Source organism: Mariniluteicoccus flavus (assembly GCF_054776655.1).
Genome location: NZ_BAAHBN010000008.1, coordinates 91014 through 116474, shown reverse-complemented (window position 1 = coordinate 116474; position 25461 = coordinate 91014). Strand labels below are relative to the sequence as shown.

At 71.1% G+C, this 25461-nt stretch carries 20 protein-coding genes; 9 read left to right on the top strand and 11 right to left on the bottom strand.

Translation table 11 applies throughout. From position 1 onward, the window contains the following. Nucleotide 1 precedes the first annotated feature (1 nt). A complete protein-coding gene (locus ACYVAG_RS13500; RefSeq protein WP_460770454.1) occupies nucleotides 2–2650 on the top strand; it encodes a glycosyltransferase 87 family protein in 2649 nt (882 codons plus the stop codon). An 18-nt stretch (nucleotides 2651–2668) separates the two neighbouring features. Here ACYVAG_RS13500 and ACYVAG_RS13495 read toward each other — a convergent pair whose 3' ends face one another. Continuing rightward, entirely contained in the window at nucleotides 2669–3679 is a 1011-nt protein-coding gene (locus ACYVAG_RS13495; RefSeq protein WP_460770452.1) for a hypothetical protein, read from the bottom strand. Nucleotides 3680–3763: 84 nt separating this feature from the next. After that, nucleotides 3764–4831 carry an ACR3 family arsenite efflux transporter gene (arsB, locus tag ACYVAG_RS13490; RefSeq protein WP_460770450.1) on the bottom strand — a complete coding sequence of 356 codons (1068 nt, stop codon included), beginning with the start codon at nucleotides 4829–4831 and terminating at the stop codon, nucleotides 3764–3766. Between the two features lie 103 nt (nucleotides 4832–4934). Here arsB and ACYVAG_RS13485 point away from each other — a divergent pair, with 103 nt between their 5' ends. Then, the gene (locus ACYVAG_RS13485; protein ID WP_460770448.1) at nucleotides 4935–5297 is read left to right on the top strand and encodes an ArsR/SmtB family transcription factor; all 363 of its coding nucleotides are present in this window, start codon (nucleotides 4935–4937) and stop codon (nucleotides 5295–5297) included. A 15-nt stretch (nucleotides 5298–5312) separates the two neighbouring features. Here ACYVAG_RS13485 and ACYVAG_RS13480 read toward each other — a convergent pair whose 3' ends face one another. Beyond that, nucleotides 5313–5939, bottom strand: coding sequence for a TetR/AcrR family transcriptional regulator (locus ACYVAG_RS13480; RefSeq protein ID WP_460770446.1), 627 nt, complete (start codon nucleotides 5937–5939; stop codon nucleotides 5313–5315). Between the two features lie 91 nt (nucleotides 5940–6030). Between ACYVAG_RS13480 and ACYVAG_RS13475 the strand changes: the two genes are divergently transcribed. Both ACYVAG_RS13475 and ACYVAG_RS13470 read left to right on the top strand, forming a co-directional pair. Next, complete coding sequence (locus tag ACYVAG_RS13475) at nucleotides 6031–8871, top strand: MMPL family transporter (RefSeq protein WP_460770444.1); 2841 nt, start codon at nucleotides 6031–6033, stop codon at nucleotides 8869–8871. Then, nucleotides 8871–11345: a YhgE/Pip domain-containing protein gene (locus ACYVAG_RS13470; protein WP_460770442.1), complete on the top strand. Its 2475-nt coding sequence runs from the start codon at nucleotides 8871–8873 to the stop codon at nucleotides 11343–11345. Before ACYVAG_RS13475 ends, ACYVAG_RS13470 begins: the two co-directional genes overlap by 1 nt. A 22-nt stretch (nucleotides 11346–11367) precedes the next feature. Here ACYVAG_RS13470 and ACYVAG_RS13465 read toward each other — a convergent pair whose 3' ends face one another. Then, nucleotides 11368–12945, bottom strand: coding sequence for a DUF2079 domain-containing protein (locus tag ACYVAG_RS13465; RefSeq protein WP_460770439.1), 1578 nt, complete (start codon nucleotides 12943–12945; stop codon nucleotides 11368–11370). A 387-nt stretch (nucleotides 12946–13332) separates the two neighbouring features. Between ACYVAG_RS13465 and ACYVAG_RS13460 the strand changes: the two genes are divergently transcribed. Together ACYVAG_RS13460 and ACYVAG_RS13455 are read left to right on the top strand one after the other, a co-directional pair. Next, a complete protein-coding gene (locus ACYVAG_RS13460; RefSeq protein WP_460770438.1) occupies nucleotides 13333–14166 on the top strand; it encodes a hypothetical protein in 834 nt (277 codons plus the stop codon). A gap of 9 nt (nucleotides 14167–14175) precedes the next feature. Continuing rightward, nucleotides 14176–14982 (top strand): tyrosine-protein phosphatase, encoded by an 807-nt coding sequence (locus tag ACYVAG_RS13455; RefSeq protein ID WP_460770436.1) that lies wholly within the window; start codon nucleotides 14176–14178, stop codon nucleotides 14980–14982. Between the two features lie 911 nt (nucleotides 14983–15893). Here the strand turns inward: ACYVAG_RS13455 and ACYVAG_RS13450 are convergent. The 7 genes from ACYVAG_RS13450 to ACYVAG_RS13420 form a co-directional block, all read right to left on the bottom strand. Then, complete coding sequence (locus ACYVAG_RS13450; protein ID WP_460770435.1) at nucleotides 15894–16943, bottom strand: alanine racemase; 1050 nt, start codon at nucleotides 16941–16943, stop codon at nucleotides 15894–15896. Nucleotides 16944–16953: 10 nt separating this feature from the next. Then, nucleotides 16954–18180, bottom strand: a complete 1227-nt coding sequence (locus ACYVAG_RS13445; protein WP_460770433.1) for a lipid II:glycine glycyltransferase FemX — start codon at nucleotides 18178–18180, stop codon at nucleotides 16954–16956. Between the two features lie 54 nt (nucleotides 18181–18234). Further along, on the bottom strand, nucleotides 18235–19149 hold the full coding sequence (locus ACYVAG_RS13440) for a hypothetical protein (protein ID WP_460770432.1): 915 nt from the start codon (nucleotides 19147–19149) through the stop codon (nucleotides 18235–18237). Nucleotides 19150–19307: 158 nt separating this feature from the next. Continuing rightward, complete coding sequence (locus ACYVAG_RS13435; RefSeq protein WP_460770430.1) at nucleotides 19308–19607, bottom strand: hypothetical protein; 300 nt, start codon at nucleotides 19605–19607, stop codon at nucleotides 19308–19310. A 103-nt stretch (nucleotides 19608–19710) separates the two neighbouring features. Then, a complete protein-coding gene (locus tag ACYVAG_RS13430; protein WP_460770429.1) occupies nucleotides 19711–19917 on the bottom strand; it encodes a hypothetical protein in 207 nt (68 codons plus the stop codon). A 157-nt stretch (nucleotides 19918–20074) separates the two neighbouring features. After that, nucleotides 20075–21259: a hypothetical protein gene (locus ACYVAG_RS13425; protein WP_460770427.1), complete on the bottom strand. Its 1185-nt coding sequence runs from the start codon at nucleotides 21257–21259 to the stop codon at nucleotides 20075–20077. Between the two features lie 48 nt (nucleotides 21260–21307). Beyond that, entirely contained in the window at nucleotides 21308–22543 is a 1236-nt protein-coding gene (locus tag ACYVAG_RS13420) for a PrsW family intramembrane metalloprotease (protein WP_460770426.1), read from the bottom strand. 116 nt (nucleotides 22544–22659) lie between these two features. Between ACYVAG_RS13420 and ACYVAG_RS13415 the strand changes: the two genes are divergently transcribed. The 3 genes from ACYVAG_RS13415 to ACYVAG_RS13405 all read left to right on the top strand — a co-directional run bounded on the left by ACYVAG_RS13415 (nucleotide 22660) and on the right by ACYVAG_RS13405 (nucleotide 25448). Further along, a complete protein-coding gene (locus ACYVAG_RS13415) occupies nucleotides 22660–23136 on the top strand; it encodes a hypothetical protein (RefSeq protein ID WP_460770425.1) in 477 nt (158 codons plus the stop codon). A 213-nt stretch (nucleotides 23137–23349) separates the two neighbouring features. Next, entirely contained in the window at nucleotides 23350–24468 is a 1119-nt protein-coding gene (gene pdhA, locus ACYVAG_RS13410; protein WP_460770423.1) for a pyruvate dehydrogenase (acetyl-transferring) E1 component subunit alpha, read from the top strand. Continuing rightward, nucleotides 24468–25448: an alpha-ketoacid dehydrogenase subunit beta gene (locus tag ACYVAG_RS13405; protein WP_460770422.1), complete on the top strand. Its 981-nt coding sequence runs from the start codon at nucleotides 24468–24470 to the stop codon at nucleotides 25446–25448. Before pdhA ends, ACYVAG_RS13405 begins: the two co-directional genes overlap by 1 nt. Nucleotides 25449–25461: the final 13 nt, after the last annotated feature.

Genomic DNA, 25461 nt, shown 5'->3' with positions numbered 1-25461 from the left:
GGTGACACGCGACACGAGCCAGCAGGCGACGGCGGAGCCGTTCGTCCGACTCGTCAGCCGAGCGATCGGTGGCCTGCCCGGGCGTCACGCCCGGCCGACACCGCGCCGCTGGGCGACCCCGCTCGTGGTCGCGTACGCGGTGGGCACCGCGATGTGGGTGCTCGCCTGGCTGCGGTGGGTGCCGTGCCGGCAGGAGAAGTGGGACAAGGCCCCCGACGTCTTCGCGTGGCAGTGCTACACCGACATCGTCCCCCTGTACGCGGGCCGCGGCCTCGCCGACGGCAACACCCCCTATTTCGACACCGGCCCCTATCAGGTCCTGGAATATCCGGTCGGCACGGGCTATCTCATGGAGCTGGCCCGGCGCATCACCGCGTGGCTCGGAGCCCCCGTCGGCCCGGGCCTCGACGCCCAGCAGCTGGTCGACGCGTCGAACACCTTCATGGCGGTCAACGCCGTCCTGCTGTTCGCCCTGTTCCTCGTGGCGCTGTGGTCCCACGTCCGCGGCTCGCTGGGGCGCGAGTGGGACGTGCTGATGTTCGTCGCCTCCCCGTCGGTGCTGCTCACCGGCCTCATCAACTGGGACATGCTTCCGGTCGCGTTGACGGCCCTCGGCGTCATGTTCTGGGCGCGCAAGCGCCCCGCCCTGGCCGGCATCGCCCTGGGCCTGTCGATGGCCGCGAAGCTGTACGCGGGGTTCCTGCTCGGCCCCCTGTTGCTGTTGTGCCTGCGCGGGCGTCGCATGAAGGACTTCTTCGCGACGCTCGGCGGCTTCCTGATCGCCTGGGTGGCGACCAACCTGCCGGTCATGATCGGCGCGCCGGAGGAGTGGAAGCTCTTCTGGACCTTCAACGCCGACCGCGAGGGCGACTTCGGCTCGATCTGGTATCTGGGGGTGCTCAACCAGACCCCCATGCCCGACCTGAACGTGTGGTCGACGGGGCTGTTCCTGCTGGGGTGCCTGCTGGTCGGCGTACTCATCCTGCTCGCCCCCCAGCGGCCGCGCATCGGGCAGGTCATGTTCCTGGTGCTGATGGCGTTCCTGCTGACCAACAAGGTCTATTCGCCGCAATATGTCCTGTGGGCCCTGCCCTTCCTCGCCCTGTGCCGGCCGCGGTGGCGCGACTGGATCATCTGGACGATCGGCGAGTGGCTCTACTTCATGGCCATCTGGGGCCACCTGGGCCAATACCTGAAGCCGGGCGACGAGGGCCCCGACAAGCTGTTCTGGGCCGCGACGGTGCTGCGGTTGGCGACGGAGGCGTACGTCTCGGCGATGGTCGTGCGCGACGTGCTCCGTCCCCAGCGCGACGTGGTCCGCGCGACCGCGACGCCCGGGGGCGCGTACGTCGACGATCCGTCGGGCGGCACCCTCGACGGCGCCCCGGACGCCCCCTGGTTCACGCGGTTCCGCCGCCGTACGCTGGCCTGGCTCGGCGGCGCGCTGCGCGTCGTCCCGCGGGCGCCGCGACCCGGCGTACTGCTCCCGGGGTTCCGGGCCGACCTTGCCCGCCCCGAACTGACCAGCCCCGGGCGGACCAGCCCCGACCGCCGCGGACTGTGGTGGGTCGGCGGGGTCTGGCTGGCGAGCCGGCTGCTGCTGGTGGGGGTCGCGATCTATGTGGTCGCGACCTCGACCGACAAGACGTTCGCGCAGGCGTTCTCGAACTGGGACGTCGCCCACTTCGTCGGCATCGCCGAGCACGGCTATCTGGCCGATCCGAAGCGCATGGCGTTCTTCCCCGGCCTCCCGCTGCTCCTGGCGGGCTTCAAGGCCGTCGGCATCCCCGCGGTCGCCGGCGGCATCGTCGTCTCGATGGTGGCCTCGCTGGTCGCGGCCGCCGCCCTCTATCGCCTCGGCGGATTCTGGGCCGCCGCGCTGTGGTTAGTCGCGCCGACGATGGTGTTCACGTTCGTGCCCTACACCGAGGCGCTGTTCTGCGCGTTCGCGTTCTGGGCGTGGGTGTGGGCGCGCCAGGACCGGTGGGCCATCGCGGGGCTGTGCGCGGCCGGGGCCGCGTCCATCCGCGTTTCGGGCCTGTTCCTGGTGTTCGCGCTCGCGGTCATGGTGCTGACGTGGCCGGTCCATGACGGCGAGTCCCGCCTCAAGGGGTGGCTCCGCCGCGGCGTCTGGCTGGTGCTGCCGGTGGCGGTCATCGGGGCCTACATGGTCTATCTCCACGGCCTCACCGGCTCGTGGAACGCGTGGAACGAGGCCCAGCAGGCCGGTTGGTCGCGCGGCTGGACCTGGCCGTGGCAGTCGGTCATGAACACGGTGCCCGTCATCGTCCCGGGCGGGTACGCCGACCACCCCGGCTGGGCGATCGTCTTCCGGTTCGAGGTCATCTCGATGATCGTCGGCCTGGTCGCGACGGGCTGGCTGTTCGCGCGCCGCGCCTGGGCCGAGGCGGCGTGGGTGGCGGTGCAGGTGCTCGCGTTCGCCACGTCCTACTGGCTGTTCTCGGTCAACCGCGCGGTGCTGCTGTGGTTCCCGGTGTGGCTGATCGCGGCCGAACTGATCCGCTGGCGGCCCGACGGCGTGGCGACGCGCACGGTGAAGGGCCTGGCCCTCATCGCGTGGGTGGTGACGTCGATCGGCGTCGGCATCTGGTGGGCGGCCACGTTCTACAACGGCCAGTGGTCGAGCTGACCGTCCCGAACAGCCCGCTCACCGGTTGACCGGCCCGCGCCCGCCCCAGGAGAAGCGGCGGTCGAACAGATAGCGGCGCTCGTGGTCGGGAGTGATGACGAGGTCCTGGCCCGCGCCGACCAGGCGTACGCCGTCGGGGGTGTGGGCGAACCGCAGCTCGAGGGTGTCGGTGGGCTTCTGGTTCAGCTTCGCGTCGCCGCGCAGCACCGGCTGGAGCGCGATCGTGACCCTGTCGGGCGACGTCACCCGATAGGTGCCGACCCGCAGGTCGCCGTTCGCCTGCCGGACGGTCACGCGGGCGCCGTTTCGGTTCTTCCACTGGCCGAACGCGATGTGCTGCCAGCGGGCGTCGTCGGCGAGCTGCGGCGCCGGGGCGGCGCTGTCGCGGGCGACGCGGTGGACGCCGACGAGCGGGCCGTGCACCTCGGTGGGGCGCTTCGACCCCATCACCGACCAGAACACCACGCCGCTGGCGACGGTGAGGGCGAGCGCGGTCAGCAGCCCCAGGACGTTCGTCACCCGGCCGGCGCGCCCGTCGACGAGGGTCGGCAGCGGCCCGGCCGCGACGGGGCCACGGGTGAACAGTGCGCGGACGAGGCGCGGGGCGTACGGGAGGGCGATGATCACGCAGCCCAGCGTGAGCATCAGGGACAACTGCTTCACCGGCACGTCGTACGCGAGGTTGAACCCGAACACGACCGCCATGTCGGCCGCGCCGAGCAGGGCGCCGACCAGGGCGGTGCGGCGCCACAGCAGCAGGCCCGCGGCGGCGACCTCGGCGGCGCCGGCGATCACCTGCACGGCGGGTGAGAACCCCATCCAGCGCCACAGCAGGCCCATCGGGCTCATCTCGCCGTGGTTGATCAGCGCGTCGCCGAAGTCGGACCGCCCCATCTGCATCGTGAAGACCTTCGTCCAGCCATAGACGAACAGCATGAAGGCGACCCCGAGGCGCAGGGCCAGGTGGGCGCCCCACCCGACGCGGGCGAGGGGAGTGGGTGACGGGGCGGGAACGGCGTGCGTGGACATGGTTCCACTCTGGCCCGCGATTCGGGCCGGGACGGGTGACAGATGTCCCCAAACGGCCGTGACATGGTCATGGCGTACGCCGGGTCAGGCGTGGTTGAACCTCCGCCGCAGCCACAGCGACACATAGACCAGCCCGACCAGCACCGGCACCTCGATCAACGGACCGACGACCCCGGCCAGCGCCTGGCCCGACGCCATGCCGAACGTGGCGATCGCCACGGCGATCGCGAGCTCGAAGTTGTTGCCGGCGGCGGTGAAGGCGAGGGTGGTAGTGCGCGCGTACGTCATGCGCAGCGCGCGTCCCACCGCATAGCCGCCGCCCCACATCACGGCGAAATAGACCAGCAGGGGCAGGGCGATGCGGGCGACGTCGAGGGGGTGTGAGGTGACCTGGTGGCCCTGCAGGGCGAACAGCACCACGATGGTGAACAGGAGCCCATAGAGCGCCCACGGCCCCACGCGGGGCAGGAACTTCTCCTCGTACGCCTCGCGTCCCCACCGCTTCTCGCCCACGCGGCGCGACAGGAAGCCCGCGAGCAGGGGGACGCCGAGGAAGATCAGCACCGACTTCGCGATCTGCCATGGCGACGCCTCCAGCCCGGCGGTCTCGAGGCCCAGCCAGCCCGGCAGCACGCTGAGATAGAACCAGCCGAGGCCGGCGAAGGCGATGACCTGGAACACCGAGTTGAGGGCCACCAGCACGGCCGCGGCCTCCCGGTCACCGCAGGCCAGGTCGTTCCAGATGATCACCATCGCGATGCAGCGGGCGAGGCCGACGATGATCAGCCCGGTGCGGTATTCGGGCAGGTCGGCCAGAAACAGCCACGCGAGCGCGAACATCAGGGCGGGGCCGAGGACCCAGTTGAGCACGAGCGAGGCCGCGAGGAGCCGGCGGTCGCCGGTCACGGTGTCGAGTCGGTCATAGCGGACCTTCGCGAGCACCGGATACATCATCACCAGCAGCCCGATCGCGATCGGCAGGGAGACACCGTCGAGCTCGACGGCCGAGAGTGCGCGGCCGAGGCCGGGGACGAGCCGCCCGAGCAGCAGGCCGAGGATCATCGCGCCGAGGATCCACACGGGCAGGAACCGGTCGAGGGTGGACAGGCGCTGGGCGACAGGGGCCTCGGGCTCGGTGGTGGTGGTGGTCATGGGCTCCTCGTCTCGCTGGCGCTCGCTCGGAGATCGTTCGCGCATCGCCTGAATCTTCCGCCAATGCATTGATGATTGTCAATGTGGGCGTTAGGCTCCGGTCATGACAGCCACTGAACCGCCCGTCCTCAGCGAGTGCTGTGCGGCGGGCGCCACCGCGTTGATGCCGGCCGACCGCGCCGCCTGTCTCGCCGCGGTGTTCAAGTCCCTCGGTGACCCCACCCGCGTACGCCTGGTCGGTCACCTCGCTGCCGCCGACGGCGGCACGGTCTGCGCCTGTCACCTGCCCGACCAGCTCGGCATCAGCCAGCCCACGCTCAGCCACCACCTCAAGAAGCTGGTGGTCGCGGGCGTGATCACGCGCGAGCAGCGCGGGCGCTGGGCCCACTATGCGGTGGTGCCGGACGTGTTGGAGACCGTGCGCGCGTTCCTCGGCTCGGCGACGAGCGGGGAGGGCTGCTGCTGACTCCGAGGGGAGGGGTCAGGCCGGCCGCACCAGCGTGCGCAGCACCGTCTTGAGCTTGTCGCCCATGTCGGTCGCGCCGCCGAGCAGAGCGTCCATGCTGGCGAACTCCTGCACCCCGTGGAGCAGCGTCACGGCTCGGTCGGCGGGGATGGCGAGCGCGAAGCCCCGCGTACGCAGGGTTCCGTCGATGGTCGCGGCGAACAGGTCGGTCATCTCGCAGGAGAAGCCCGCGTACGCCTCCCGGAACTCGGCGTGGCGGACGGCGTGGAGCCGGAGTTCGGCCTGCAGCAGGATCTGGTCGCGCCCGTCAGGCTGGGAGGCGACGAAGGTGTTGACCGCGCGGTCGATGAGGTCCTCGAGCGAGTCGTCGTCGGCCGGCGTCGTCGTCGCCTGGGCGATCGCGGCCTCGGCGGCTGCCATCTGGGCGTCGGCGTGGGCCCGCATCAGCGCGAAGGCCAGGTCTTCCTTGGTGGCGAAGTTCGAATAGAACGCGCCGCGCGTGAAGTCGGCCCGCTCGCAGATCTCCTCGACGCTCGCGGCGGCGAAACCCTTCTCGGCGATGACCGACTCCGCCGCCGACATTAGCCGCTGGCGCGTCTTCTCGCGCCGGGCGGTGATCGGGGGTTCGGCCATGGTGGTCATCCAAGCATCCTTTCGCGGTTTGCGTACAGAAGTGTATCGGATACATTTGTGCATCGAATACGCATCTGTATCGAACGACGGGATCCCGCGCTTGTCCAGCTATCTCTACGGCCTCGGCCGCTGGTGCTTCCGCAACCGCGGCCGCGCCCTCGCCGCGTGGTTGGCCGCCATGATCGTCCTCGGCGGTGTCGCCGCGGTGATCCACGGCAAGTTCTCCGACGAGTTCGAGATCCCCGGCGCCCGCTCGCAGGAGGCGCTGACGCAGCTCTACCAGACCTTCCCGGAAGTCGCCGGCACCCGTGCCTCGATGCTTGTCGTGGCCGCTCCAGGCCAGTCGGTCGACGCCCCCGAGCTGCGCGAGCCGCTCGAGAAGGGGCTCAAGGACCTCGACGCCGCCCACCCCTGGGTCGGCACCGCGACGTCGCCCTTCGACCCGATGGTCAAGGGCATGATCAACCCCGACCGCACCGCCGCGATGGCCAACGTCATGTTGGACGTGGCCTCCACCGACGTCACCGACGCCCAGCGCGCGACGCTGACGAAGGCCGCCGCCGACATCGAGAAGACGCTCCCGTCCGGCACGAAAGTGTCGATGGGCGGTGACGCGTTCTCGGTCGAGATCCCGAAGATGACCGCGACGGAGGGGCTCGGCGTGATCGTCGCCTTCATCGTCCTCATCGTGACCCTGGGCTCGGTCGTCGCCGCCGGCATGCCGCTGATCACCGCGATCTGGGGCGTCGGCGTCTCGGTCGCCATCATGTTCGGCGCCACCGGGCTGGCGTCGATCAGCTCGACGACGCCGATGCTGGCGGTGATGCTGGGGCTCGCGGTCGGCATCGACTATGCCCTGTTCATCCTGTCCCGCCACCGCGAGCAGCTCAGCCACGGCATGGAGGTGGAGGAGTCCACCGCCCGCGCCGTCGCGACCGCCGGCTCGGCCGTCATCTTCGCCGGCCTGACGGTCATCATCGCCCTGATGGGCCTGGGCCTCGCCAACATCCCGTTCCTCACCGTCATGGGCGTCTTCGCCTCGGTCGCCGTCGCCTTCGCCGTCGTCATCGCGCTGACGCTCCTGCCCGCCCTGATGGGCTTCGCGGGCGAGAAGCTGCGTCCGAAGAAGGCCCCGAAGCCGGGCGAGGAATACACCGCCGAGCAGGAGGCGGCCGTCCGCGCGAAGGCCGCGCGCGGCCCGTCCGGCCGGTGGGTACGCATCGTCACCAAGGTCCCCGCCCTTACCATCGCCCTGGTCGTGCTGGGGCTCGGCGCGCTGGCGATCCCCGCGACCGACCTGCGGCTGTCGCTGCCCAACTCGGGACAGCACACCGCGGGGGCTCCCGACCGCGTCACCTATGACCTGATCGCCGAGAAGTTCGGGCCCGGCTACAACGGCCCGCTCATCGTGACCGCCGAGATCATCGGCTCGAACGATCCGCTGAAGCTCATGGACGACCTCAAGAAGGAGGTCGAGAAGGTGCCGGGCGTCCAGTCGGTGCCGATGTCGACCCCGAACCGCAACGCCGACACCGGCTTCATGCAGGTCGTGCCGACCACGGCCCCCGACGACGAGCGCACCAAGGAACTCGTCGCCGCGCTCATCGCCAGGGCCCCGGAGTGGAAGGACCGCTACGGCGTCGACACCAACGTCACCGGCATGACCGCGGTGCAGATCGACATCTCCGACCAGCTGGCCCGCGCCCTGATCCCGTTCGGCATCTTCGTCGTCGGCCTCTCGCTGGTGCTGCTGACCATGGTGTTCCGGTCGATCGCGGTGCCGATCAAGGCGACGGTGGGCTATCTGCTCTCGGTCGCCGCCTCGTTCGGCGCGACCGCGCTCGTGTTCACCCACGGCTGGTTCAACGACCTCGTCCACCTCGAGAAGCCCATGGCCGTGATCTCGTTCTATCCGATCCTGCTGATGGGCATCCTCTTCGGCCTCGCGATGGACTACGAGGTGTTCCTGGTGTCCCGCATGCGCGAGGAGTACGTCCACGGTGCGTCCGCCAAGGAGGCCGTCCACCGCGGCTTCATCGGGTCGGCGCCCGTCGTCGTCGCGGCCGCCCTCATCATGATCGCGGTCTTCGCGTTCTTCGTCCCCGAGGGCCAGGGGCCCATCAAGGCCATCGCGTTCGGCCTCGCGGTCGGCGTGGCCGTCGACGCCTTCATCGTCCGCATGACCCTGGTCCCCGCCGTCCTCGCCCTCCTCGGCGACAAAGCCTGGTGGCTGCCGAAGTGGCTCGACCGCCGCCTGCCGAGCTTCGACGTCGAGGGCGAGGCGCTCGCCCACATGCTCGACCTGCGCGACTGGCCCGCCCCCGACGACCCCCACGTCGTCGCGGTCGAGGACTTCGGCGTACGCGCCCACCCGACCCACGACAACCCGTCCGGCGACCTCACCGCGCCGGTCGACATCCGCCTGCTCCCCGGCGACGTCCTCGTCGTCGAGGGGCCGGTGGTCCGGCGTACGCCGCTGCTGCTCGGCCTCGCCGGCCGCCTGACCGGCACCACGGGCAAGGCGAAGATCGCGGGTCAGGTGCTGCCCGAGCAGGCCGCGAGCGTACGCGGCCGCGTCGCCCTGGTCGACTGCCTCCACCGCGACGGCGTCGAGGCCCACGCGTCGATCCGCGAGGAGCTCGACCGCGCCCTGTCCGACCCGCGCATCGACCTCGTCGTCATCGACGGCGCCGACGCCGTGCCGAGCCACGACGAGCGCGCGGCCATCGCCGAGCTCGCCCACGCGGTGCGCCAGCCGCCCGAGGGCGTCACGCCGCCAGCCGTGGTCCTCGGCGTCGGTGAGGCCCACGTCGTCGCCGACCTGCTGCCGGCGGGGGCGTACGAGCTCCACGTCGGCGAGCCGCGCCCGACCCCGCAACCCGATCGCCACCACGACCACGACCTCGTCACGACCTCGAACCACCTGAGTCAGGAGCTGTGATGTTCAGCCTCGAACGCGCCAACCACGACCGCCCCGTGAAGTGGTGGACCCTCGTCGGGGTCCTGCTCGTGCCGATCCTCGTCAGCCTCGGGTTCCTCGGGGCGACCTGGGGGGCGGCCGACCGCCTCCACCGGGTGGAGGCCGCCGTCGTCAACCTCGACCAGATGGTCGAGGTCAACGGCCAGACGATCCCGCTGGGCCGCCAGCTGTCGGCCGGGCTCGTCGAGCGCCGCGACGACAACATGAAGTGGACGCTCGCGGACGCGAAACACGCGAAGCAGGGGCTCGAGTCCGGTCGGTATGCCGCCGTCGTGACCATCCCCAAGGAGTTCTCGAAGAACGCGACGTCCTTCTCCGGCACGCCCCAGGCGGCCCAGAAGGCCACCATCAACGTCGAGACGTCGAAGGTGACCGGCATCGCCGACGCCGCCGTCGCCCGCATCATCGCCGACACCGCCGCGTCGACGGTGAACCGCATGCTGACCGAGAGCTATCTCGACAACATCTACATCGGCTTCAACGACATGGGCAAGCAGTTCCAGACCGTCGCCGACGGCGCCCGCAAGCTCTCCGACGGCACGACCCAGCTCTCGGACGGCCTCGTCCAGTCGGCCACGGGATCGCGCGAGCTGGCGACCGGCACGCAGTCGTACGCGGACGGCGTCCGCAAGACCGCGGACGGCACCGGCGAGCTCGCCGACGGCATGGACAAGCTGGCGGCGGGCGGGGCGCCACTGGCCTCGGGCGCCCAGGAACTCGCCACGGGCACGGGCAAGCTCGCCACCGGCCTCGAGACAATGGCCACCCAGACCAAGGACCTGCCCGCCCAGACGCGGGCGATGGCCGACGGCGCCGCGGGTGTCGCGACCGGCGTCGAGGCCCTCGGCAACGGCATGCAGCAGATCCCGGTGGCCCTGCGTACGCAGCTGCGCCCCGGCGTCGCGCAGTATGTCGCGGGCGTCGACCAGCTCGTCACCGGCATGGAGCCGGCCCTGGACGCGCTGCAGCAGATCGAGGGGCGCATCACGCCCGAGCAGCTGCAGGCCGCCTCGGCCGAACTCGCCCGCGCCCAGAGCCAGGCCAAGGCGTACGCCGCCCAGCTCGAGAAGGCCACGCAGGCGCCCTGCCCGAAGATCGAGGGGGTGACGCCGCAGCAGCAGGCGCAGGTCTGTGCACAGTGGGCGCAGACGCAGGCACTGCTGACCACCCGGTCGCCGCAGACCGGCAACCGGTCGCCGGTGGAGTGGGCGCAGGGGTTCGCCAACGATCCCGAGCTGACGAAGGCGATCGACCAGACGCGCACGATGTTGCCGCAGCTGCCGACGCTGCTGAAGGAGGCCCAGAAGATCCGCCAGCTCAAGCCGGGCGGCCAGGCCCTGTTGGGCGGCATCGACCAGTTCGCCTCCCAGGTCGAGGCCGGCAACGCCCGCGTCCCCGAGCTCGTCGGCGGCGCCAAGCAGCTGGCCGACGGTTCCGACAAGCTGGCCGACGGGATGCCGGCGCTCGTCGGCGGCATCGCCCAGTCGGCTACCGGCGCCCGTCAGCTCGCGACGGGTACGCAGACCTACGCGACCGGCGTGAAGGCGTACACCGACGGCGTCAGCCAGACCGCGGTGGGTACGCGGGAGCTCGCGACCGGCATGAACCAGCTCGCCGACGGCGGCCAGAAGCTGGCCGACGGCACGGGTGAGCTCGCCGACGGCCTCGGCAAGGCGGCCGACGGCGGCAAGGAGCTGGCGAAGGGCCAGAAGGAGATGGCCGACGGGCTGGCCAAGGGCGCCACGCAGATCCCGACCTATTCGGAGGCCGACCGCCAGGCGCTGAAGAAGGTCGTCGCGGAGCCGGTGGCCCGGGGCGGCGCGGGTGACCTGATCCCCGAGGCGGCGTCGACGTCGCTGGTGATGGTGCTCGCGCTCTGGCTGGGCGCGCTCGCGACCTATCTCGTCGTGCAGGCCGTGTCGTCGCGCGCGCTGACGTCGTCCCGGCCGACCTGGTGGCTCGCGGCGCGGTCGATCGCGCCGGGCCTGGCGATCGCCGCGGTGCAGGCGCTGGCGCTGACGGTCATCGGCCAGATGGTGCTCGGGCTGTCGCTGTTCAAGACCCTCTCGGTGCTGGCGCTGCTGCTGCTCGGCGGCGCGGTGTTCGTGGCCGTGAACCACGCGCTCGTGGCGTGGTTCGGCGGAGCGGGGCGCATCATCTCGATCGTGATGGTCACGCTCACGGCGGCGGCCGGGATCATCTCGGCGGTGCCGTGGTTCTTCGACGCGATCACGCCGATCCTGCCGCTGACGCCGGTCCTCAACGGGGTGCGGGCGATCATCACGGACGCGCCCGGCGTGACGGGGGCGGTGGGCATGTCACTGCTGTGGCTGGTCGTGGCGCTGGTCGCGAGCGTGGGCGCGGTGATGCGGGAGCGGACGATGTCGCCGGAGAAGTTCGCGCGGATGCTGCCGAAACGACTCGTCCACGCGTGATCTGGGGGCCGGGTGGGGAGCGTCAGCCCACCCGGCGCACCACCTGATATCCCTCCGCGTCCAACACCGTCTGCCACCGCGTACCGGGGTGGATCTGGGACGCGTACTGGGCTCCGTCGACCTTCATGTTCCAGCCGCCGGCGACGTTGTCGATGACGATCCAGTCGGCGACGGGATTGCCCTTGTTGCCGATGTAGTAGACGTGCCCGCGCGCCACCAGCTGGTTCATCAGCGACACGTCGGAGGCGATGATCGCGTCCTTGCCGACGAGGTCGACCGCGGCACGCGCGGCGGCGTGGCGCCGGTTGAGCTCCCAGCGGGCCGGGTCACGCAGCTGCCACAGCGGCATCTGATTGAACAGGGCGATCGTCACCGCCAGCGCCATCGCCGGCCCATGCAGACCCCAGCCGCGCAGCGGCGCCCACCGGGACGCGCGGAGGCGTACGCAGGCGTCGATCGCGGCCGCGTACGCGGTGGGCATGAGCATCAGCGAGTAGTGCCACGTCTGGCCCCAGTGGCCCTCGTTCGCCGACAGGAAACGCCAGGCGAGGGTCGGGAGGACGAGCAGCGCGATCTCGCTGCGGAGCAGCAGGAACATCACGCACACGCACAGCAGCAGGAGCGTGGCCATCTTCTTCTCGGTGGTGAGGATGCCGCCGATGACGCCGACGGGATCGGCCAGGACGGTGGAGATCTTGAGGCTCTCGCCGTGGTCATACTGTCCGTCAGGGTTCAGGCCCGGCAGGATCACCTTGAACGTCAGGACGGTCCAGACCAGGCCCCACAGCGCGAGGGCTGATCCCAGGACGAGGCGGCGCGACCGCCACATCAGCACCAGGCCCAGCACGACCACGGTGAGACACAGGTCCTCCTTCACGAACACCAGCAGCCCGCCCCAGATCGCCGCCGCCGTCCATGACTGGCGCAGCAGCAGCCACAGGCTGATCGCGAGGATCGGGGCCCCCAGCGCGACCTCGTGGAACTGCACGTTGGCCGCCTGCTGGACGCCCCACGAGAACGCGTACGCGAGCCCCATCAGCCAGCCCGCGCCGCGGCCGAGGTGCTCGTGGGCGGTCTTGGCGACGAAGAACGCGGACGCGGCGAGGAGGAGCGCCTGCAGCATCAGCAGCGTGTAGGCGCTCGGGAACGCGGCGTAGATCGGCGCCAGCACGGCGAGCAGCGGGTGGAAGTGGTCGCCGAGCAGGTTGTAGGTGGGGCCCTTGACGGTCACGATCGGCGCCTGGAACGCGGCGTACCGCTGGAGGAGCTGGGTGAAGATGCCGAGGTCGTAGGACGGCGACTCGAAGCGGCGCCACTGCTGGGTGGAGAGCAGGGCGTACGCGAGGAAGGTGAGGGCCGCGACGACCCAGGCGCTGAGGGGCTGGGCGGCGAGGGTACGCCGGACCGAGGCGAGGCGGGGGCGCTGGGGGGTGTCGCCGGGGGCGGCGGTGGAGCCGGCTCGTTGTTCGGGTGTCGGGTGTGGGGGTGGCGGCAGAGCGCCGCCGCTGCGGCGGCCGGTCGCGCGGGGAGGCAGTCGGTCGTGTGCGGGTGCGACACGATCGGGCGTGGCGCCCGGCGCCCACAGGTGTTCGTCGCTCATGCTCCCCCTCGGTCCCGAGGATTCAACCACCCGTCACGCCGGCTGGGCGAGCGCCGGCGAGTCGAAGCCTCGCGACGAGTACGGTGCCGACATGGGGTCGGGCCGACGATGGCTCGTGGCGGCGCTCGTGGTGGGTGCGTCGTCGGGCCTCCTCGCGGGCCGGCCCGTCCACTGGCGTGAGGTCGACCTCGGGGGTGTCCGCCCCGTGGCCCTCGCCGCGGCCGGTGGCCGCGTACTGGTCGGGGGCAGGCCGGTCCCCGTCCTTCGCCGGACGCGGTCGCGCCGGCCGAACCCGCGCCTGCTCTCTTCGTCCTGGAGGCCGGGCGTGGGCGACCCGTACCGCTGGAACCCGCCACTCCGTACGGCCGGGTCGCGGACGTCGTCGCCGTGGCCGCCGGTCCCGGTGGGCGCATCGATCTCCTCGGAGGGGCCCACGGCAACATCCGCTGGACGGTCTGGTCGGGCGATGCGGATCGCGTCGTGGAACACGAGCAGGTGTTCTGGGTCTTCGGCGGGCACGAGGCGGGTACGATGGTCGCGCAGGTCGCCACGCCCGACGGGACCCTGGTGGCCGGCGGCTGGGCCGGCGCGAATGGCATGGACATCGCCCTCTGGCAGGCCCGCGGTGACACGTGGGAGCGGATGCCGTCGGAGGGGACCGAGCTCGCGTCGTCGCCGAGCTCGCAGCGGGGCGCGCGGGCGGCCGGGGCCGCGGGTTCCCTGGTCGTCGTCGCGGGGGAGTCGATCGAGCTCGGCGAGACCCCGCATCGGGTCCCGGTGGCCTGGGTGTGGCCGCGCCGCGACGAGCCAGTACGCCGCCTTCTGCTCCCGTCCGAGGGGCCGGTAGGGCCGATTCGGTCGCCTGCGGGGTGGACGCGTGCTGGATCGGAGGCGTGGCCGCCGGGCAGGCGGCGCTCTGGCGCGTGGGCGCCGCAGCCGCGTCGCATTCTGCCGAGCGGGTCGAGCTGCCCCCGGGTCACCGTCGACCCGGACACCGTCGTGTTGGCGGTCGTCGGTGACGGTCCGGGCGTCGTGGTTGCGCGGGACGGGCGTATGCGGTGGGTCGGTGGTGGTGTCGAGACCGTCGGGCCGGACGGCATCCCGATCGCCGCGGTGGGGGGCGGATCCGCTGGCATTGTGGTCATCGTCGAGCGGGCCGGCGCGAGGACGCTGTGGACGGCGGGCACCCCGCGAACCGGGGGTCGCCTGGGGGCCCGCTAGGTTCGGACCGTGACTTCCTGGCTCGCCTTCGATTCCCTCGTCAACGCCCGCGACGTCGGTGGCACGCCCACCACCGACGGCGGCATGATCCAGCCCCTGCGGCTGATCCGCACCGACAACCTCCAGTCGCTCACTCCCGCCGACATCAAGCAGCTCGAGACGTTCGGCGTGACCGACGTGATCGACCTGAGGTCGGCGTACGAGGTCCATCACGAGGGCGACGGCCCGCTCGTCGGGCACCCGCGGGTGACGTTCCACCAGCACTCCTATCTCAAGGAGCAGCAGGCGACCGACCTGCCCGATCACGCCGAGGACGAGGAGGTCGAGGCCGAGGAACTGCCCGGCAAGGCCCTCCCGTGGGTCGGTCTCGACCCGGCGATCAAGGTCGACGACGCGTTCGCGTCGCACTACCTGTCCTATCTCGCGGACCGCCCGGAGTCGGTCGTGGCGGCGCTGCGCGCCATCGCGTACGCGGACGGGGTCGCGCTGGTGCACTGCGCGGCGGGCAAGGACCGGACGGGGACGACGGTCGCGCTGGCCCTTTCGCTGGCCGGGGCCGAACGGGACGCGATCGTCGCGGACTATGCGGCGAGCTCGGAACGCATGCAGCAGATCGTCGACAAGCTGATGGCGTCGGAGACCTATCGGGCGAACCTCGAGGGCCGACCGGTGTCGTCCCACCTGACGAACCCGGAGTCGATGGACGCGTTCCTGGGGTTCGTGGAGCGGGAGTACGGCGGGGTGGAGGCGCTGCTGGAGCGGTTGGGGTGGACGGAGGAGGACACGAGGGCGATGAGGGGGAAGCTGTTGTCGTGAGCGGGGTTGGCGCGGGCGGGGCGTCGGCCGGGCTCCGCGAGCTTCGTCTTGCGGCTGGGACGCCGGGTCGTATTTTCTTTGGTCGCGTTGGGTTCGCGGCGCCTTTACGCCACTTCGCCGAACTCGCGGGTCGCCCGGCCTACGCCCCGCCCGCGCCCCACTGTCTCCGAGTGAGCACTTCGTCTCGGCCGCGGGGCGCCTCGCTCAGCACAGGCTCCGCGAGACGAGGAGCGGGGCGACCGCGTTTGAGTCCCGAAAGGTTGTTTGAGGCTGTTCGAACCGACTCGAACGACTTTTCGGGACTCAAGCTGCTCGATGGAGGCGTGTTGGCGAACGCTCGTGCAGTTGGAGTGCCGAAATTGCGTTGGAGAACGTTGCAGCATTCGCGAGGACAACTACGGTTCGCCAACTGCAGGACGGTTCGCCAACAGGTACGCGCGCGGGTCTGTACGCAGGGTCCGTCGTGGTCGGGGCACCGCCACTCTGGACGATGTGCGCAGATCGGAGCCCTGACGGCCCAGATGCGGCGCTACTCGCCAGTCGGTGCACATCGTCCACGCTGAGTCGGTGTCCGATCACGAGTGCGGCGGTACGCGGTCAGCCGCTCAGCTCCTCGTCTCGCGGAGCCTGTGCTGAGCGAGGCCGCCCGCGGCCGAGACGAAGTGCTCGCTCGGAGAACGTCTATGGCCAGCCACGCCTGGACTCGCGCGCCCGGTGTCTGGAGGGCCGATGAGCGGCGCGGCCTACCACCGAACCGCAGCCCTCGAGCTAGGCCGGGCCGCGTCGCGAAGAGTGTCCGAAGACACCGGATTGTGCGCGCGAGGCCGATCGCGCCGCGGAGCGGCGCCATGTGCTCGGCGTCCCAGCCGCAAACCGAAGCTCCCAGACCCCCACCCCACCACCAAACCCCGCTAGACCTCTGGCCTATCCACCACCCGATCGAACGTCGCAATCGTGTTCCGCACGCTCACCGGGATCTCGTCGCCCACCGACGGCACCTTCGCCTTCGCCGGCACGAACACCAGCGAGCTCTGCATGTGGGGCGGCTCGATGAACCAGCGCTTCGCCCCGTCGATCTCATAGGGCGACAGTGCCAGGCCCGCCGCCTCCAGCCCGCCCGTCGCCAGCGAGATCGCCCGCTGGCGCGCGCTCTTCGCCGACGTCGGCGCCTCCAGCCCGATGCCGTTGGCGGTGCCGCCCGACATCACGACGACCGACCCATCGGTCCACACCGGGCGCTGGTGATAGCCCGCCCGCTCGCCACGCTTGATGGGGTGGACGTCCAGCACCGTCGCCGTCACCGACAGCGCCGACGACGCGCCCAGCCACAGGTCAGTGCCCATGCGCAGCCGCGCACCGTCGGGCCCGAGCGTCTCGGCCAGTCGCGTGTAGACCCCCAGCGGCACGTGCGAGAACCACAGCGGCGCCGAGAGGATGTCGCGCGCGCGGCGCCCGACGGCTTCGGCCTCGGTCGCGTGGTCGCCCGACACGGGCAGGTGGATGGTCCAGCCCTCGACTTGCAGCGCGTCGGCCATGTGGACCACGGCCTGCATCTCGTCGGCGTCGAGCCCGTGGCGCTTCATCGAGGTCAGGCACTCGACGAGTACGCGCGGCCGGTCGCCGCCCAGGTTCGCCAGCACCTCGAAGTCGTTGAGCCGCGCGACCGTGATGATCACCTTCGGGTCGCGGGCCAGGCGTACGGCCTCGGGGTCGTTCGCCTCCCACGGCAGCAGCACGACGATGTCGCCGTCGAACACCTCCCGCAGGCGCGCGGCCTCGGTGGGCGTGCCGACCGCGAGCGTACGCAGCCCCAGGCGCGTCACCTCGTCGGCCAGGCGCTCCAGCCCGAAGCCATAGCCGTTGCCCTTGGCGACGGGCACCAGCCCCGGCGTACGGTCGGCCACCGCGCGCAGGTGGTCGCGCCAGCGGGTCTCGTCGATGGTCAGCGTCAGTCCGGTCACGGACGCCACGTTATCGGGTGCGGTCGCGCACCTTCCCGGCCAGTCCCTTCGCCGACCCCGCCACGCGACCGGCGCGGCCGGCCAGCCCGCGCGCCTTCGCCTTCAGGGCGTTGCGGTTCATGTAGGCGTCGAAAAGCAGATACAGCGGGCGGTTCAGCGGGAGGTCCCACTCGCCCAGGTATTCCACGGCCTCGCCGCCGGTGCCGATCTTGAACTGGATCAGCCCGAGGTGGGGGTCGTCGTTCGCGACCGAATCGGTGATGCCGCGCAGGTCATAGATCGTCGCACCGGCCTCGAGCGCGTCGCTCATCATCTGCCACTGGATCGCGTTCGACCCCCGCACGTCGCGCTTGGCGTTGGTGGAGGCGCCGTAGGAATACCACGCGTGCGTTCCGACCCGCACCCACGTCGTCGCCGCCACGAGGTCGCCCTCGTGCTCGGCGAGGTAGAGCCTGATGCGGCCCGGGTCCTCGGCCGTCAGCGCGTCCCACATCGTCTCGAAGTAGGCCAGCGGCCGCGGCGTGAAGTTGTCGCGCTCGGCCGTCTCGACATAGACCCGGTGGAACGCGGCCAGGTCGTCGCGCCCACCCAGGCGTACGCCGACCCCCGCCTTCGCCGCCTTCTTGATGTTGCGGCGCCAGAGCTGGTTCATGCCCCTGCTGAGCTCGTCGGCGGTCTTCGGCGTGCCGTCGGGGTGGGTGAGCCGCAGCCAGAAGTTGAACCGCGGCTGGCCCGCGGCGAACCCCTCGCCCTCGGGCTTGGGCGGCAGCCAGCCCGCGTGGCGCAGAGTGTTGTGGACGCGGGTCGCGACCTGCTCGCGCGTCGTCGGCGCGACCTGCTCCAGCGAGTCGACGGCCTCGTCGGCGATCGCGGCCTTCACGGTCTCGGTGTCCCACGTGCGCTGCACGACCGGTGGGCCGATGCGGACGCCGAACGCGCCCACCGTCTTCACGTGGGCGACCATCGGGGTGAGCCAGTCGGCCAGGTCCTGGGCGGCCCAGTCGATGACCGGCCCCTCGGGCAGGTAGGCCAGCGAGCGCCCGATCTTCGGCAGCGCGCGATAGAGCACGAGCCCGGCCCCGACGAGTTCGCCGTCGCGGAACCAGCCCAGCGACTCGGCGCGCCACTCACTCTTCACCTTCGCCCAGGCGGGCGTCTGGAGGAAGCTCGCGGAGCCCTGTGACTCGATGAAGGCGAGGTGTTCGGCGGGCTGGATGGTGCGTACGGTGATCGTCACGGCCCCGAATCTACCGGGCGCGACCGACAGGACCCGAACGAGACGAGGAGGGAGTCAGTCCCACTCCCACCGCACCCCGTACACCCCCGGGTTCGCGTCGTGCCGGATGCTCTGCACCGGGCCCGGGCCGATGGGGAGCTCGACCAGGTCATATTCCGTCTCGCCCTCCATCTGCGGACGCTGGTACGCCACCGCCCGCCGCGGCCGCGCCGACTTGTGGAACTTCACCTCGAGCGCCAGCTCGCGCATCGCCGTCACGCATGACCGCTCGACCCGGAAGCTGTGGACGTCGGTCGGCGCCCACGTGACCATGATCTCCACCAGCGCCATCTCGCCCCGCTCCAGCGGGCGCGGCAGGATCATCTCGGCGATCGTGAGGTTGCGCTCCGGGATCACGACGGTCTCGCCCACCATGCAGCCCGAGACAGCCTCGACCTGCGGGATCACGCCCGGGTCCGCGTCCTGCTCGTAGACCACCGCCCACCGGCACGCCCCGGTCCGCTCCGACCGCAGCACCAGGCGTGTCAACTCGGTCGACTCGGTGCGGTCGGCAGCGATGGTGAGCGAGTCGTGCAGGGTCAGCCTGGTCAGGTCGCCCGTCGGGTCGAGCCCCATGTCGCTGATGAGCCGCGCGACGATGTCGGGGGAGGGGACGACGGCCTCCCAGTCCTGCAGGTCGTGCTGCCGCCGCCGACGCTGGTCGGTGACGAGGTCGGACAGCGTGCCCTCCTCGAGCCCGAGGATGCGCTCGAGCTCGGTGACGACCTTCAGGCTCGCCGAGCGCGTGGGCAGGGAGCGGCCCGTCTGCCAATAGGACAGCGTCGCGATGGACACGGGCGTCCCCGTGGCGCCCAGGCGTGCGCGTACGCGTTCCAGCGTCAGCCCCTTGTTGCGGATGGCCCGGTTCAGGGCGTCCGCGAACTCGGCGGTCGCGCTGGGGTCGCCGGCGTCGTCACGCCAATCGTTCATGGGCAGCCTTCTCGTCGGGGGGTGGGGTGGAGGCTACCAGCGAGTCACCGGGCGCCGTCCGCCAGCGTGGACGATCGCCCAGATCGCGAGAAAGAGCGAGGGCCGACCCGCAATGGGCCGGCCCTCGGTGGGGGTGGGTGGGTCGAACGTTCCTGGGGTCAGACCTTCGCCAGCGACACGTCGGCGACGAGGAACGAGGTCTGCAGCGACGAGTCCTCGGCGCCGGTGAACCGCAGCACGACCTGGCGTCCGGCGAGGCCGGAGATGTCGAACGACTTCGCCTGGTAGGTCGCGGTCTCATCGGCGTTCGAGAACGTCGCGATGGTGCTGAGCAGCGTGCCGGAGGTGCTGTAGACCTGCACCTTCAGCGTGTCGTACGCCGTGGTGCCGCTCTCGGCCGAGTCGACGCGCTGCTTGAAGGCCAGACGTACGCGGGTCGCGTCGGCGGGGACCGTCACGGCCTGCTCGATCTTCTCGGTCTTCGAGGTGCCATAGCCGACCAGGAAGGCCTTCCACGTGCCGCTCGCGGCGGCGTAGTCGTCCTGGTTGATGGTGAACGTGTCACCCGTCCAGCCCGTGGGGCCGGCCTCGAAGGTGCCGTTGGTGATCAGGTTCCCGCCGGGGATCGGCGTCGGCGTCGGGCTCGGGGTGGGCGTGGGCGTCGGGGTCGGCGTGCGGCGCCGCGTGCGAGGTGGCGGTCAGGGCGCCGGTCAGGGTCAGGGCCGTGACGGCGCCGAGCGCCGCCAGACGTGCCAGGGGTCGGGTCATCTCTCACTCCTTGCGTGACCTCATCGTGAGGTCGGTTTCGGGGGTGACCGAAGACTGGCAGCGCACGCCGGGGTCGCGGAAGGCCCAAGGGCACTCAGGAGTCGATTAACAATTCACGTGGGGCGTTAACTGTTCACAATGGCTGGTGTGGGCCGCGTCACATCGTCCACCCGGACGGAGGCGGCGGTGGCGTGGGCGGCGCTGGCGGAGGCGGAGCGGTGTCGCGATAAGCCTGCAGCAGCCCTACCAACTCGTCGTGTTGGGCCAGCAGCTCACGACCGGGCTTCCGTCCCGCAGCGTGTTGGGCGTCCAGCCGCTCCCGCACGAAGGCCAGCTCGCTGACGTTGTCTCGGAGGGCGTCGACGCGGTTCAGCTCGGTGGGCCCCGCGGCCCGCGCGGCCTTCCGCCGCGTACGCCTGGCCTCCAGGTCGCCCAGCCACGCGGCGTCACGAGGGTCGACCCAGCCGCGCTGGACCAGTGCGGGGAGGTGGCGGGAGAGGACGCCGTCTTGCTCGCCCGCGGCCCGGCGCACCCACCAGATGAGAAGTGCCAGCGCGACCAGGCGCGCGACGACGGCGACCCAGTCGGACGCCCATCCGGACAGGATCGACAGGCACACGGCGCCAGCGAAGGCGAGGACGGGCGCGACGACGCGGCTCGGCATGCGGGCGGTGATCGCCAGCCACAACCCGCACGCGGCGATGATGGCGGCGACGGGCTGCACGTATGCGCCCAGCACCAGCTCCTCGAAGCCCGTCCGCAGCACGCTGGACCACGTGTGCATGCCGCCGACCGTCATCACCGACAGCGCGAACCCCTGGCCCAGGCCGACGAACCCCGCGTACGCGACCGCGTCGGCCAGCGACGTGAGCTCGTTGCGGCCCCGCCGCGACGCGAGCAGGACCAGAAGGAGGAAGCAGAGTTTGAACAGCTCGGCGAACAGCGGACGGAGGACATAGCCCTGCCAGCTGCCGCTCCGGGCGAACGCGTCGAAGATCTCGGTGAACAGGCCGGCCAGCGGCACCACCCCGATGCCCCAGAAGAACGCGGCGACGAGCAGGTGGCGCGGTTCGGGCTCCCATCGATCGAACCAGAGGAGCACCGCGGCGCCGAGCGCTGCCGCGAGGGCGCACAGGGCGATGGCGGCGCCCCCCGTGCCGGGGTCGCGGCGCGCGACGAGGCTGGCGGCCACGATCCACACCAGCACGATCGAGCCGAGGATGGTCGTCACCAGGGGGTAGGCCACGGCCTGCGGGCGGCGCAGGTTGGGCGCGGCCGGCCGCCACGGGGCGGTGGGTGCCGGACCCCACGCGGGCGGCCCGGGACCCCACGGTGCTGACATGTCCCGAAGTCTAGGGGCGGGGTCCGACGGGGAACCGCGTACGCGGGGTCAGCGCAGCTCGGGCCCGCCCCAGCCCGGTGAGTTCCAGCCGCCGAGCGCGGCCGGGTTGGCCGCCGGCAGGTGGCCGCCGACCCACTGCTGGCTGCCCTTCAGCAGGCCGACGAGTTCGTCGTGGTGGGCGAGGAGCTCGGGGCTCGGCTGGACGTTTCGAGCGACCTGGGCGTCGAGCCGGTCGCGGACGAACGCCAGCTCGGTGGCGTCGTCGCGGAACCCGAGAAGGCGCTTGCGGTCGGCGGGGGGCACCGACTTGAGGTGGGCTCTGCGCCCCTGCTTCGTCGACAGCCAGGTGGCCTCGGCGGGGGTCACCCAGCCGTTGGCGACCATGGGGTGGAGCTGGGCGGCGATGACGCGGCCCTCGTTGCGGTGGGAGCGGATGCCGATGATGAGGAAGGCGATGAAGCCGCCCAGGTCGAAGATCAGGAGCGCGGCGATCACGGCGCCGATGCCGAACAGGGTGGAGCCGTTGTGGAGCCCATGGAGCACCACGGCGACCGACCAGCCGAGCACCGGCCACACGAACCGCATCGGCCCGCTCGACATGAGGCCCTTCCACAGGCCGATCGCGGTCATGGCGGTGTAGACCGAGTGGCCGAACGCGCCTCCCAGGCCGCGGACCACGGCGACGACGCCCGCCTCGCCGACGGTCGCGTTGCCGGCGATGTACATGATGTCCTCAACGACCGAGAAGCCGATCCCGATGAAGCCCGCATAGACGATCGCGTCGGTGAGGGTGTTGAACTCCGAGCGGGCGCGGCGCGAGGCCAGCATGACCACGACGAGGAAGAGGCCCTTGGCCGACTCCTCGGTCAGGGGGGCGACGATCGCGGCCTGCAGGCCCGCAGGAAGCCCGCCGAACGGGGCTCCGAACATCAGCGCGAGCAGGATCGACACGCCACCGCCCCACAGGAAGGCGGCCCACAGGAGGTGGGGCGGCTCGGGCTCCCAGCGGTCGAGCCAGTTGAGATAGATGATGCCGATCGTCGCGATGACGGCGCTGAAGACGATGGCGACGATCCAGGAGCCGCCGCCGTTCTTGCTCAGGCTGATGGCGCCGAAGACGAGGATCAGGCCCAGCGCGACGATCGCGCCGAGCGCGATCACGAGGATCGGGACGACCATGGCCTGGGGCTTGCGGCGCAGGTTCGGCCACCCGGGCGGGAACGCGGCGGGGTGGTGGGGCGCGTACGGCGCGGCGGGCTGCAGGTTGTGCTGCGGGACGGACACGACGACTCCTGTGGGGACGCTCGGCGATTTGCAATCGTTAACGTTGCCTGTGACGACGCTATCGGGCCGCGGGTTCCCGCGGCCGGTGTCCGGCCTCTGCAGGATAGGTTGGCGCGGTGGACGAGTTCGTCGTGGGCCCCAGCAGCCGCGCCATCGCGCGCAACCGCGAGTTCTGGGGCGGCCGCGCCGGGTTGGCGCTGATGACGGCTCCCGGCGTGATCATGGTCGTGGTCGGCGTCGTCCTGACCGGGCTGTTCGGTCAGGGCAACAACCTCTTCTTCGGCATCGTCATCGTCGTCGGGGGCCTCGTCGCCCTGTGGAGCGGTTGGGCCACCCACGTCCGCGACCGCGACCGCGCCGCCGAGGCCGTCTGGATGTTCCGCCTCGACCGCGAGGGCGTCCACTTCCCGCGACACCACCCGACGGCGTGGGCCGACGTGCGGTTCGTGCTCACCGACGGTACGCAGCCGCAGTTGCTGGTCAGCCCCATCGGGTACGCGTTCGCGCTCGACCGCCTGGACCGTACGCCGGACGAGCTCGGCGCGGCGATCTCGGAGCTGTCGGGCGGGGCGAAGGGGTTGGAGCGCGGCTGACGCGCCCCCGCGTACGCCCCCTCCCTCCCATCTGCTTGGCTGGCTCTCAGCCCGGCTTTCCAGCGGGCACGGCGACGGACTACCTTTACCCAAGGTTCGTGCGGGTGACCCCCGGCGAGCCGCCCCGGGCAAAGATGCTCCGGCCGACGAGCCTGCCGTGTCGCGCCCACCCCGACGTGCGGTGACCCCGCACCAACCGAAAGGACGGCTCCGGTGAGCGATCTCCGAAGCGCGGCAGCCGACGAGCCCGACCTCGTCCAGCTGCTCACCCCCGAGGGTGAGCGCGTGTCGCACCCCGACTTCTCCTTCGACGGCGACGACGAGCAGATCGCGGGCTTCCTCCGCGACATGGTCCTCGCCCGCCGCATCGACGCCGAGGCCACCGCCCTCCAGCGCCAGGGCGAACTCGGCCTGTGGGCCTCGCTGCTCGGCCAGGAGGCCGCCCAGGTCGGCTCCGGCCGCGCCCTGCGTACGCAGGACTATGTCTTCCCGACCTACCGCGAGCACGGAGTAGCCTGGTGCCGCGGTGTCGATCCCGTCCGCCTGACCGGTCTGTTCCGCGGCGTGGACATGGGCGGGTGGGACTCGCAGGCGAACCAGTTCCACCTCTACACCGTGGTCATCGGCTCGCAGTGCCTCCACGCGACGGGGTACGCGATGGGCGTCACCACCGACGGACTGGTCGGCAACGGCGACAAGGAGCGCGACATGGCCGTCATCGCCTACTTCGGCGACGGCGCGACCTCGCAGGGCGACGTCAACGAGTCGTTCATCTTCGCCTCGTCCTACAACGCGCCCGTCGTGTTCTTCTGCCAGAACAACCAGTGGGCCATCTCGGAGCCGATCACGCGCCAGTCCCGCATCCCCCTCTATCAGCGCGCCCACGGCTTCGGATTCCCCGGCCTGCGCGTCGACGGCAACGACGTGCTCGCGGTGCATGCGGTCACCCAGTGGGCGCTCGACCGCGCCCGCGCCGGCGAGGGCCCGGCCTTCATCGAGGCCTACACCTACCGCATGGGCGCCCACACGACGTCCGACGACCCGACGAAATATCGCCTCGCCGACGAGCTCGAACACTGGCGCCTCAAGGACCCGATCGCGCGCGTGAAGGCCTACCTGACGCGCAAGGGCGCGATCGACCAGAAGTTCCTCGACGACCTCGAGACCGAGGCCGACGACATCGCCGCCGACCTCCGCAGCCGCACGCTGTCGCTGCCGAACCCCCACCTCGCCGACATGTTCGACAACGTGTACGCCGAGCAGACCCCCCACCTCGCCGAGCAGCAGGCTGCCTACCGCGAGTACGCCGCCTCCTTCGAGGGAGAGAACTGATGAGCATCGAGAAGATGACCCTGGGCAAGGCGCTCAACGCCGGCCTCCGCAAGGCGCTCGAGGCCGACCCGAAGGTCGTCCTCGCCGGTGAGGACATCGGCAAGCTCGGCGGCGTGTTCCGCGTGACCGAGCACCTCCAGAAGGACTTCGGCGAGCACCGCGTCATCGACTCGCCGCTGGCCGAGTCCGGCATCGTCGGCACCGCGGTCGGCATGGCCCTGCGCGGCTATCGCCCCGTCTGCGAGATCCAGTTCGACGGGTTCGTGTTCCCCGCGTACGACCAGATCGTCACCCAGGTCGCGAAGATGCACTTCCGCTCCGCGGGTCGGCTGAAGATGCCGATGGTCATCCGCATCCCGTTCGGCGGCGGCATCGGCGCGGTCGAGCACCACTCGGAGTCGCCGGAGGCGTACTTCTCCCACACGCCCGGCCTGAAGGTCGTGGCCTGCTCGAGCCCGAGCGATGCGTACTGGATGATCCAGCAGGCCATCGCGTCCGACGACCCCTACATCTTCCTCGAGCCGAAGCGGCGCTACCACGTCAAGGGCGAGGTCGACACCGCCGCCGAGCCGATGCCGCTCCACCAGGCGGCCGTGCTGCGCGAAGGCACCGACGTGACCGTGCTCTGCTACGGCCCGATGGTCAAGACCGTCACCGACGCCGCCAACGCGGCGGCCGAGGAGGGCAAGTCGCTGGAGGTCATCGACCTGCGTACGCTGTCGCCGTTCGACATGCCGACGATCCTCGCGTCGGCGAACAAGACCGGCCGCGTCGTGATCGTCCACGAGGCCCAGGTCTCGCTCGGCCTCGGCGCCGAGCTGGCCGCGCGCCTGACCGAGCAGTGCTTCTATGCGCTCGAGGCGCCCGTGATCCGCGTCGGCGGCTATGACACGCCCTATCCGCCGAGCCGCGTCGAAGAGGACTACCTCCCCGACCTCGACCGCGTGCTCGACGGTGTCGACCGCGCGCTGGCGTACTGACCAGGATTGGTGA